General features: G+C 43.5%; 12 protein-coding genes. 9 read left to right on the top strand and 3 right to left on the bottom strand.

Going from position 1 to position 10,998, the window contains the following annotated elements; genetic code table 11:
- Together FTT83_RS12130 and FTT83_RS12125 are read left to right on the top strand one after the other, a co-directional pair.
- A partial coding sequence (locus FTT83_RS12130) for a group II intron maturase-specific domain-containing protein (RefSeq protein ID WP_306670418.1) occupies positions 1-348 on the top strand: 348 nt, incomplete at its 5' end.
- A gap of 311 nt (positions 349-659) precedes the next feature.
- Positions 660-1,184, top strand: a complete 525-nt coding sequence (locus FTT83_RS12125; protein WP_086196226.1) for a cysteine peptidase family C39 domain-containing protein — start codon at positions 660-662, stop codon at positions 1,182-1,184.
- A 51-nt stretch (positions 1,185-1,235) separates the two neighbouring features.
- On the opposite strand, the gene FTT83_RS12120 is transcribed toward FTT83_RS12125, so the two are convergent.
- The 3 genes from FTT83_RS12120 to radA form a co-directional block, all read right to left on the bottom strand.
- On the bottom strand, positions 1,236-1,751 hold the full coding sequence (locus FTT83_RS12120; RefSeq protein ID WP_180043188.1) for a tetratricopeptide repeat protein: 516 nt from the start codon (positions 1,749-1,751) through the stop codon (positions 1,236-1,238).
- Between the two features lie 138 nt (positions 1,752-1,889).
- On the bottom strand, positions 1,890-2,852 hold the full coding sequence (locus tag FTT83_RS12115) for a Tim44 domain-containing protein (protein WP_180176665.1): 963 nt from the start codon (positions 2,850-2,852) through the stop codon (positions 1,890-1,892).
- A 113-nt stretch (positions 2,853-2,965) separates the two neighbouring features.
- The gene (gene radA / locus FTT83_RS12110; protein WP_166167359.1) at positions 2,966-4,357 is read right to left on the bottom strand and encodes a DNA repair protein RadA; all 1,392 of its coding nucleotides are present in this window, start codon (positions 4,355-4,357) and stop codon (positions 2,966-2,968) included.
- A gap of 284 nt (positions 4,358-4,641) precedes the next feature.
- Between radA and FTT83_RS12105 the strand changes: the two genes are divergently transcribed.
- The 7 genes from FTT83_RS12105 (at position 4,642) to FTT83_RS12075 (ending at position 10,847) form a co-directional block, all read left to right on the top strand.
- Positions 4,642-6,045, top strand: a complete 1,404-nt coding sequence (locus FTT83_RS12105; protein WP_180176664.1) for an amino acid permease — start codon at positions 4,642-4,644, stop codon at positions 6,043-6,045.
- Positions 6,046-6,179: 134 nt separating this feature from the next.
- Positions 6,180-6,401, top strand: a complete 222-nt coding sequence (locus FTT83_RS12100) for a lipoprotein (protein WP_180043191.1) — start codon at positions 6,180-6,182, stop codon at positions 6,399-6,401.
- A 38-nt stretch (positions 6,402-6,439) separates the two neighbouring features.
- A complete protein-coding gene (gene lysA / locus FTT83_RS12095) occupies positions 6,440-7,684 on the top strand; it encodes a diaminopimelate decarboxylase (protein WP_180043192.1) in 1,245 nt (414 codons plus the stop codon).
- Between the two features lie 14 nt (positions 7,685-7,698).
- The gene (gene dapF, locus FTT83_RS12090; protein WP_180043193.1) at positions 7,699-8,541 is read left to right on the top strand and encodes a diaminopimelate epimerase; all 843 of its coding nucleotides are present in this window, start codon (positions 7,699-7,701) and stop codon (positions 8,539-8,541) included.
- Between the two features lie 105 nt (positions 8,542-8,646).
- Positions 8,647-9,270 (top strand): alpha/beta fold hydrolase, encoded by a 624-nt coding sequence (locus tag FTT83_RS12085; protein ID WP_180043194.1) that lies wholly within the window; start codon positions 8,647-8,649, stop codon positions 9,268-9,270.
- A 35-nt stretch (positions 9,271-9,305) separates the two neighbouring features.
- Positions 9,306-10,199: a site-specific tyrosine recombinase/integron integrase gene (gene xerA, locus FTT83_RS12080; protein WP_180043199.1), complete on the top strand. Its 894-nt coding sequence runs from the start codon at positions 9,306-9,308 to the stop codon at positions 10,197-10,199.
- 261 nt (positions 10,200-10,460) lie between these two features.
- Positions 10,461-10,847, top strand: coding sequence for a hypothetical protein (locus tag FTT83_RS12075; RefSeq protein WP_180043195.1), 387 nt, complete (start codon positions 10,461-10,463; stop codon positions 10,845-10,847).
- Positions 10,848-10,998 lie beyond the last annotated feature (151 nt).

The raw sequence follows: 10,998 nt of genomic DNA, 5'->3' as shown, positions 1-10,998 counted from the left end.
TATGTAAATTTCTCTCCTGCAGTCAGTCGTGATGCACTTAAAGCAATGCGACAGACTATTCGGAAATGGCATCTACATCTGATGTGTAATCGCGAATTAAGTGATTTATCTGCAATATTCAATCCAACTCTTCAAGGTTGGCAGCAATACTATGGTCGATTCCATGGTTCAGCAATGTCAGCGATCTGGCAACACATGAATGCTTATCTTATACGCTGGATGAGGCGTAAGTATAAAAACTTGGCCCGTCATAAAAGACGGGCTAGATATGCCTTAGGGCGACTTGCGCGTGATTTTCCAAATGCCTTTGTGCACTGGAAAATGGGATGTTTACCATCGGTTGGATAATGGGAGCCGGATGAGCTGAGAGGTTCATGTCCGGTTCTGCGAGGGGCTAAGGGTGAAATTCCCTTGGTCTACTCACCCATTCATAGATTGCATCACGAACAAGTTGTCTTTCTTCTGCGACATCACTTGGTGATGCGATCATTACATTTAAAATTGTAGCTTGATATGCCATTTCTAATTTACTGAAATTTGATTATTTATCTTTAATATATCTGAAATTTATACACTTTCTATAGGTTTAGATAATTATTTAATTTCGAGTTTCTGCCATTTTGTTTATTATCAATAAAATCATATTTTGGATGAAAATTATGTCTTTGGAAATACCTGAAGAGTTAGCTAACTTAGAAGCAAATGGCGGTATTTTTGCGGTATGGATGCTACTACAACATTTAGGTATCGATGCCGATATTCAGCAGCTGGTAGAGGTATGTAGATATGATTCAGAAAATGGCACGACGACCATCGGCTTAGCTGTCGGTCTGAAAAAGTTTGGTTTTCATGTGCAGTTCTATACCGATCCTGACCCTGATCTTCAGCAGAGTGAAAAGCTCAGTTACCAGGAAGCAGAGCAACTCAATTTGCCCATTCTTGCTGCGTTAAATTATCAGCAAATTCAACAGGCATTTGAGCAAAATAAATTTATGATTGCCTATTACGACACATTAGAAGGCGTGGGTAATCACTCCCTTGTTTATGATGTCAATGAAGATGAAATCTGTTTCTTTGACAGTTTTGATGCGATGCCTGCGGCTATATTTGAACAACAACGAAATGCAGAAGGGATTTGCAGACAAGTAATTGTGGTTGATATTAATGATGATATCGAGCGTTAATATTTAAAGACTGAAAAAGCCCATCATTTGATGGGCTTTTTCAGTCTTAATTTATTTTTCAGCTGCTTGTGCTTTTTCAGTCCAGTAATCTGCTTGTTCTTCATCTATTTCTATACCTAGACCATTTTCATAGATAAAGGCCAAATCACGCATGGCTTGAACTTCGCCCCATTCAGCAGCCTGCTTGACTAAAGACACAGATTTGGCCACATCTTTTTCAATCACATCGCCACGACGGAAATAACCCGCCAATTCTAAAGTCGCAGCAGGGTGTTTCTGTATATTGGCTTTGCTCAGCCAGTAATAGCCGAGTTCAAAATGTGCTTTGGATTCTTCCGGGTCTTCTTCAGCCAAGTCTTTGGCATAAACGGTATAACCTTCACCCAGCCAGTACATCGCTTCGACATTACCATTTTCTGCGGCTTTCAGCGCCCATTCTTCGGCAAGAATAATGTCATCATCATGCTCGCTTTGCATATACAGCTCAGCCAGTTCAAATTGCGCTTTTGCATTTCCTGTAATGGCTAAATTCATCAGTGAGGCAGGAGGAGAAATTCGGTTAGACATACCTATATCCAAAAACTTTTGCTATAGCCTAAAAGGAATGAAATAAAAAAGCCAATCCGAAGATTGGCTTTTACAGTATCGTGACTAAAAACATCAACTCATGTCAGTGCTTTTAACCGAGAGGGTGTTCACAAACACTCAGTGTTCTTGCTGAATACCGGCAACCAACCAGTCCTGATTAGAACCCGCAGGTTTTACAAAATGCCAAACTTCTGCAAAAGGTTGTGGCAAGCTGTTTAAGTCTTCGCTTACTGTACCGGTAAAACGAACACTTACAACATATTGACCATTTTCAGTTGCAGAATCGACCACCATTGCATTCAGGTTAGAGAACTCGGCAACGTCCTGGTCTTGGTTCGCCATAATGTCGTTATACATAGACTGATAAAGATCAGGGGTTAAATAACGTTGAATTTCAGCAATGTTGCTTGCTGTATTCATGGACTGAATATGGTTAAAGCGTTGACGGGCAACACGCAAGAATGCAGCAGGTTCGGTGCCATCTGGCAATTGGTTGCCGCTTTGTGTTGAAGCTGCACCAAAAGGTGCTTGAGTTGCTGCACCTGCAGAACCACCTACAGACTGACCAAAAATATTGGTGCTGTCATTTGAAGTACGTGGTGCTGCATTTTGCTGACCAAACGGCGCTGTGTTTCCAGCATTGTTTGGTGCATAAGGATTATTGGCTGCTAATTTTTTTTTTGCTCCGAATTTACGGAACAAGAAGAATGCTACTGCTGCTGCCAGAAGAATCCAGATCCAGCCCGGAATTCCGCCTTTTTCTTCCTCTTGCTGAGTTTGTGCTTCACTTGCAGCTTTATCATCTGCTAAAGCATTCGCTGCAACTGCACCAACTGCAGCACCAGCAACACCAGCAGCAACCATTTTACCTACACCTGAACCCGATTTTTGTTGGGCAGGGGCAACAGGTTGTTGAACAGGAGTAGCTTGACGCGGTTGTTGGTAAGACTGGGTTGGAGCAGCAGAACGGCTCATGCCATGGCTTTTACCGCCACCTGCACGTTTTGCTTCGGCCATTGGTGCAACCACCATAGCTGCCATTAAAATACCGGCCATCAAACCACGCTGTCGAACTTCCATCGATTTTTCCTAAATAAAAAAGTAAATTAGAGCTTTATAGTTATGCAGTCATTTGCACCGAATTTCAATATCAAATTGGTGATTTTTTTATATAACCTTTCATATGTTTAAGCTTAAGCCAACTCTTCACTTAAGTTCATCGCCTCCGTCAAGGCCTCATGCAAACGTGCTACTGAAATGATCTGTACATTCGGAATCGGTTTTTGTGGCGCATTGCCACGTGGTAAAATAATGTATTTAAAACCATGCTTAATGGCTTCTTTTAAACGTTCCTGACCATTTGGCACCGGACGGATTTCACCGGACAGTCCGACTTCACCAAATACCGCCAGTTGTTGTGGTAAGGCTTTGCCACGCAAGCTTGAAGCACAAGCCAAAAGGACGGCCAGATCCGAACCGGTTTCGGTAATCTTTAAACCGCCAACAACATTGACATACACATCCTGTCCAGAGGTTTGCACCCCGCCGTGACGGTGCATGACAGCCAGCAGCATGTTCAGGCGGTTTTGTTCCAGACCGAGTGCCACACGACGAGGTTGGCCATGCGCATCATCCACCAAAGCTTGTACTTCAACCAACAGGGGACGGGTGCCTTCACGGCTGATCATCACAATCGAACCGGGAATCGCTTCATCATAACGGCTTAAGAAAATGGCAGAAGGATTGGAGACTTCACGTAAGCCTTTATCAGTCATGCCAAACACGCCCAGTTCATTGACCGCCCCGAAACGGTTTTTTACCGCGCGAATCATCCGGTAACGTGAGTCGGATTGTCCTTCAAAATACAGGACACAATCGACCATGTGTTCCAGTACACGGGGTCCCGCCAATGCGCCTTCTTTGGTCACATGACCCACAATGAACAGCGCTGTGCCACTATTTTTGGCAAAACGGGTCAGTAAAGCCGCCGATTCACGAATTTGCGAAACACCACCCGGTGCTGACTGTAAGGTTTCGGTATATAAGGTTTGAATCGAATCCAGAATGGCAACAGCAGGGCGTTCTTGCGCAAGCACCTCGCAGATTCGTTCCACGCAGGTTTCTGCCATGACTTTAAGATGCTCAGTCGGCAATTCCAGACGATGGGCACGCAAAGCGACTTGCGACAGCGACTCTTCACCAGTCACATAGAGTGCAGAACTCTGCGCAGCTGCCATATGGGTCGCCGTTTGTAAAAGAATGGTGGATTTACCAATTCCGGGATCACCGCCAATCAGCACCACAGAACCGGTGACTAGACCACCGCCCAGAACGCGGTCAAATTCACCTATCCCTGTAGCCAAGCGTGTTTCATGTGAAACAGAAACTTTATTCAGAGTGGTGATGTTGGCAGCCTGACCGGCATAGCCACCGCCCATTTTCGGCTGGGCACGGTGTGTTGTTGCGGGTGCAAGAGTGACTTCGAGCAGGCTGTTCCATTCACCACATTCTGAACATTGTCCCGCCCATTTCGGATGGTCTGTTCCACATTGTTCGCAACGGTAAACAGTTTTGACTTTGCTCATTTGAGTGGTATCTATATAAATCAGAAGACGGATGAAGAATGTAGCAATAGCTGTATGGAAATACAATTTTTTGCATAAATTCTCGCCAAACTTTATCTTGGCACGTAAACTGCTAACTTGAAGGGAAATACAGAAAAGGAATACAAAATGGACCAAAATTGCGTGAAAAAGCGACAAAAACACAGTCAAGCTTGAAAAATATTTAACAAACGCTCAAAAAACTTTATTTATTTTTTTTAATTTGAGCTACTTTTATCACACGAAATTGAGAGACGAAAATAACAATGTCAAATGAGAATCATCGTTCATCGACTGAAGGTGGTGAACTGCAGCGGAGTCTGTCGAATCGGCATTTGCAGCTTATTGCGATTGGCGGGGCTATTGGTACAGGTTTGTTCATGGGGTCGGGTAAAACCATCAGCCTGGCCGGGCCATCCATTCTGATCATTTATATGATTATTGGTTTTATGGTTTTTTTGGTCATGCGTGCGCTTGGCGAACTGTTACTGTCTAACCTGAAATACAAGTCTTTTATTGATTTTTCAACCGATTTGATTGGTCCATGGGCGGGTTATTTTGTCGGCTGGACCTATTGGCTGTGCTGGATCACCATTGGTATTGCTGACTTGTCGGCCATTATTTATTACCTGCAGTTCTTTAACGGAGGGCTGCCGTTTACGCCTGGTGAAGGGGTTATGATCAGTGTTGCCGCCATTGTGTTTATTATGGGGCTGAATCTGGTTACCGTTAAATTGTTCGGTGAATTAGAGTTTTGGTTTGCTTTAATCAAGATTATTGCCATTGTCGTATTGATTGCTGTGGGTCTGTGGATGATCTTTACCGGGTTTTCTTCTACCGCAGGTGAAGTCGCTTCCTTTACTCATCTCTGGTCACATGGCGGTTTATTTCCAACAGGCGTGACGGGTTTCTTGGCTGGTTTCCAGATTGCCATCTTTGCCTTCGTCGGTGTGGAACTGGTGGGTACCACAGCAGCTGAAACCAAAGATCCTGAACAGAACTTGCCTAAAGCAGTCAACTCGATCCCTATTCGTATCATCATTTTCTATGTGCTGGCACTGGTCATTGTCATGTCGGTCACACCGTGGAACAAAATCGACCCGAATATCAGCCCATTCGTCAACCTGTTTAGTCAGGCGGGTATTGCAGCTGCGGCGATTATTATGAACCTGGTGGTACTGTCTTCGGTGATGTCATCGATGAACAGTGGAGTGTTCTCGACCAGCCGTATGCTGTTTGGTCTGTCACGTGAAGAGCAGGGTCCTAAAGCCTTCGGTCATTTAAATAAACGTGCTGTGCCTGCCAATGCACTTTATTTCTCTGCTGTGTGTTTGTTACTCGGTGCTGCACTTCAGTACTTCGTGCCGAATACTGTTGAAGCATTTACTCTTGCAACCACACTTTCAACCATCCTATTTATCTGTGTCTGGCTGATGATTATCTGGAGCTATATCGTGTATTACAAAACACGTCCAGAATTGCATGCAAAATCGACTTTTAAATTACCGGGTGGTTTGTTGACCTGTTGGGTAGTAATTATTTTCTTTATCGGCATGATTTATGTGTTGTCTTTAGAAGCAGACACCATGAAAGCGCTGATGGTCAGCCCAATCTGGTTCATTATTTTGATTATTGGTTACTTTGGTTTCTACAAACCGAAACATAAATAATCAGGCTAGAAAATGAAAACGCCAGTTTGAAACTGGCGTTTTTTTTTATCTCACTATAATCTCTAGCGTTTAGGGCTTTGGTCATGTCCCATGATCAGGTTATACTTCTTCGAAAATATCAAATAGGTGGTCAGATGCGTCTTGTCATTTGCTGCATCAGTTTATTGGCGACAGGTTTTGCTTTAGTCGGTTGTGGTCAGTCTGGAGCTTTGCAGCTACCGAGTGATCCGAATTACAACAAACGTGCAAAATATTTGTTATATCCCAATGTAGATTCAAAACAGCAATCCTCAAATAAGCAAGAAGCCGCTCCAGTAGCACCAGAGCTTCCTGCTTCATCTGCTGCAACGAATTAATTTTTAATATCTAAACGCGTCATCGAAAGGATACATTCATGAGTTTTACCCGCATCAATGGGGTTTTGCATGCCGAGCAATGTTCTCTACAACAGCTTGCGCAGCAATTTGGCACGCCACTTTATGTTTATTCAAAAGCGACTTTTGAAAAGCATTATTTAGATATGGATCGTGCTTTTAGCTTTATCGATCATCAAATTTGTTTTGCGGTAAAGTCAAACTCTAACCTTGCGGTGTTGAATGTACTGGCCAAGCGTGGTGCGGGCTTTGATATTGTTACTGGTGGTGAACTGGCGCGTGTGCTTAAGGCGGGTGGTGATGCTTCTAAAATTGTATTCTCGGGTTTAGGTAAATCTGAAGCGGATATCCAAAAAGCGCTAGAAGTAGGCATTGCATGTTTTAATGTCGAGTCTTATGCTGAGCTGGACCGTATTCAAAAAGTGGCAGCAAGCTTAGGTAAAAAAGCCCCAATTTCCTTGCGTGTCAATCCGGATGTCGATGCCAAAACTCATCCCTACATTTCAACCGGTTTAAAAGAAAACAAATTCGGTATTCCTTCCGATACGGTATTTGAAACCTATCAATATGCTGCATCGTTGCCAAACCTGGATGTTGTGGGAATTGACTGTCATATCGGTTCACAATTGACTGAAACCCAGCCTTTTGTTGATGCGCTGGATCGTGTGATTGTGATGATTGAGAAACTTAAAGAATTAGGTATCAATCTAAAACACATTGATATCGGTGGCGGTTTGGGCGTGACCTATAAAGATGAAACGCCTCCATCTGTAGAAGAATATGCCAATGCATTACGTCCAGCTTTGGAAAAGCTGGGTCTAAAAGTGTATATGGAACCGGGTCGCAGTATTTCTGCCAATGCCGGTGTGTTACTGACTAAAGTCGATTTGCTCAAACCGACCAATCACCGTAACTTTGCCATTATTGATGCCGCGATGAACGACCTGATTCGTCCTGCTTTGTATGAAGCATGGATGGATATTCAGGAAGTGATTCCACGTACTGACGTTGAAGCGAAAGAGTGGGATGTCGTCGGGGCGATTTGTGAAACCGGTGATTTCCTGGGTAAAGAGCGTCAGCTGGCAATCAAAGAAAATGATGTACTGGCTGTGTTGGGTGCGGGTGCTTACGGTTTCGTGATGAGCTCGAACTATAACAGTCGCGGACGTGCTGCTGAAGTGATGGTGGATGGTGATCAGGCACATCTGATTCGTGAGCGCGAAAGCATTGAATCTTTGTGGGAACGTGAACGTTTATTGCCATAATGGAGATGTCTGAGATGTTTTTAGAATTTACCAAAATGCATGGTCTGGGCAATGACTTCATGGTGGTTGATCTGATCAGTCAGCGTGCCTACCTGGATACTGTCACCATTCAACGTTTGGCAGATCGCCACTTTGGCATCGGTTTTGACCAGTTGCTGATTGTTGAGCCGCCTGATTTACCCAATGTCGATTTTAAATATCGTATTTTCAATGCTGACGGTTCTGAAGTGGAGCAATGCGGAAACGGTGTGCGCTGTTTTGCACGTTTTGTGCATGAGCGTCAGCTCACCACCAAAACCAAAATTAAAGTGCAGACCAAAGCCGGTATTGTAGAGCCTGAGCTGGGTGCCAATGGCTGGGTTCGCGTCAATATGGGTTATCCTAAATTCTTGCCAAGTGAAATTCCGTTTTTGGCAGATGAACCGGAAAACTTGTATGACATTGAGCTGGCCGACAATGAAAAGTTGACTATTGATGTTGTGAATATGGGCAATCCACATGCAGTGACCATCGTTCCCGATGTGATTACCGCAGATGTCGCACGTATTGGACCACAAGTAGAATCACATGAGCGTTTCCCGCAACGTGTCAATGCCGGTTTTATGCAAATCATTGATGAAAAGCATGCCCGTTTACGTGTTTTTGAACGCGGTGTCGGTGAAACTCTTGCTTGTGGTACAGGTGCATGCGCCGCTGCGGTTTCAGGAATGCGCCGTGGTCTGTTGGCTAATAATGTTGAAATTGAATTGGCTGGTGGCAAGTTACAAATTGAATGGAAAGAAGGCGATGTGGTGTGGATGACTGGTCCAACAGCAAACGTCTATCAGGGTCGTATCGATTTGAGTTATTACCAATAGTAAACTCATGTTTTGATGAAAAAAGCACTGTCCCTATGATGGTGCTTTTTTATGCCTCTAAATGCGTTATGCTGTACGGATTATTGCTTTTAGCCTAGAGCTTAAATGACGCATTTGATTTTTCTTCCAGGAGCATCTGGAAGTACTGAATTTTGGCAGCCCCTGATTGAACTGCTGTCAGCAGATTATACAGTCCAAGTGATTGCCTATCCTGGGTTCGGTCAAGAACCAGCGCAGAAGGATGTATATGATTTTAATAGTCTGAGTGATTATGTGCTGGACCAGATTCAGCAAGATTCGGTACTGATTGCACAGTCGATGGGCGGAATTTTTGCCATACAGGCTGCATTGAAAAAATCTAATTTAATTAAAGCTATGGTACTGATTGCGACATCAGGCGGGATTGATTTAAGTCCATTTGAAGTCGAGGATTGGCGCACGGCCTATAAAAACCAGTTCCTGAATTACCCGGACTGGTTTTCTACTGTACAGTTGGATTATTCCTCTCAACTTTCAGCCATTCAGCAAAAAACATTACTGCTATGGGGAGATGCCGATCCCATCAGCCCTGTGGCTGTTGGGCAGTATTTACATCAGACATTAAAAGACTCATCGTTTCAGGTTATTCAGGGTGGAGATCATTTATTTGCTGCGCAGCACGCTACAGAGACAGCAGCGTGGGTCTCTGATTTTTTAAATTCACTGGAAAGCAGAGCAAGGGATAGTTAATGTCATTACAAACAAACACAACTGAACTGCTCGCAATGTGGCTCAAAGAACGTGAAATTCAAAATCAGTCCAGACATACCTTGCAGGCTTATGAACGTGACGTTTCCGATTTTTTAAACTTTTGTGAAGCTAAAAAACTGGATCTGGCCAATATCGAAACTACAGATCTGCGTGAATATTTGGCCCATAAAGTGGAACAGCAAGGCTTAAGTTCCAGCAGTTTACAGCGGATGCTCTCATCCATACGCCAATTTATGAAATGGGCCGAGCAGGGGCAGTATCTGGCGTTTAATCCGGCGGATGATTTTCAGTTAAAACGTATTCCCAGACCGCTTCCGGGCATGGTCGATATTGAAACCGTGAACCAGATTCTGGATCAGCCGGCACCTGAAACCGAAGCACAGCAACAAATGTGGCTACGGGATAAAGCCATTTTAGAACTATTGTATTCCAGTGGTTTACGTCTGGCTGAAGTGCAAGGTTTGCGGATTAAAGATATCGATTTTAACCGTCAGCTGTTACGTATTACCGGTAAAGGCAATAAAACCCGGGTGGTGCCTTTTGGCAGCAAGGCTCGAGATGCAGTAATGAAGTGGCTGCAAGTCTATCCATTATGGCACGGTGATTTTGTCCCGGATGCCCATGTGTTTATTACCCAAAAGGGCAATCCGCTGGGTGCACGGCAAATTGAAAACCGGGTGAAACTGCAAGCCCTGCGTGCCGGGGTGAATGTTGATTTGCATCCACATTTGTTACGTCATTGCTTTGCCAGTCATATGCTATCCAACAGCCGGGATTTACGTGCGGTACAGGAAATGCTGGGACATAGCAATTTAACCACCACGCAAATATATACCCATGTTGATTTTGATCATTTGGCTCAGGTGTACGATCAGGCACATCCGCGAGCACAGGTTAAAAAACCGTAATAATGTTAAAATTTGAATCAATCTGGTCCGGACTTTGCTTAATTATTTTAGCAGCAGTCACCGGAGTTCATTAAAGTTAAATAAGCGTATGAAAAAATATCAGGGCATAAAGATGACATTTTGAACTATTGTCGGATAATAAAAAGTCAATTTATAAGGTATAAGAATCACCTCTAACCATACAGTGAATTGCATGAATCATGTATAGCAATGAAATTATGTATGCTTTCACTACTGGTCAGTTAAATATTGGAAAGGAAAATGATAGGCGGAACAATGATTGCAGATATTTTAGAGAAATATGACCAGTTAACGGCTGCGCAAAAAGAAATTTTTGCAGGTTATGGCCTTCGTCAAGTTAAACATTTTGTCGAAATAAGTTTGCCTAATATCGAACCGGTTTTACCTGCAGGTGCGCATGTCCAGGGCATCAATGCAGAAGGTAAGGTACAGGCCATTAATGATGTGACCCAACAGACCTATCTGTGGATTTCAGACCTGCAATGGCAGGAACGTCCCATTGCCACATCAAATGTAGATTTAAAAGAAGACTTTTTAGCAGTCTGGAACATATTTAATCTTCAGGCTTATGATTTAATTGATTTAAGCCACATCCATCGTGACTTTTTACAAAGTCAGCCTGTATAAGCAGCCTTTTAATTTGCAGACTTGATCAAGGGCTACCTGATTTCATGCGATATCATTGATATAGCCCTAAAGTTTTATAAGGTTATCAAGCTCAAAGCTAAGTAAGTTCTTGTTGCTGCACTTCAATTTTCAATCTAAGCAATAACAGATT

Source organism: Acinetobacter sp. YH01018 (assembly GCF_013420295.1).
Lineage (GTDB): Bacteria > Pseudomonadota > Gammaproteobacteria > Pseudomonadales > Moraxellaceae > Acinetobacter.
Note: the sequence above shows the minus strand (reverse complement) of the source record. Positions and strands in the feature narration are given on the sequence as shown.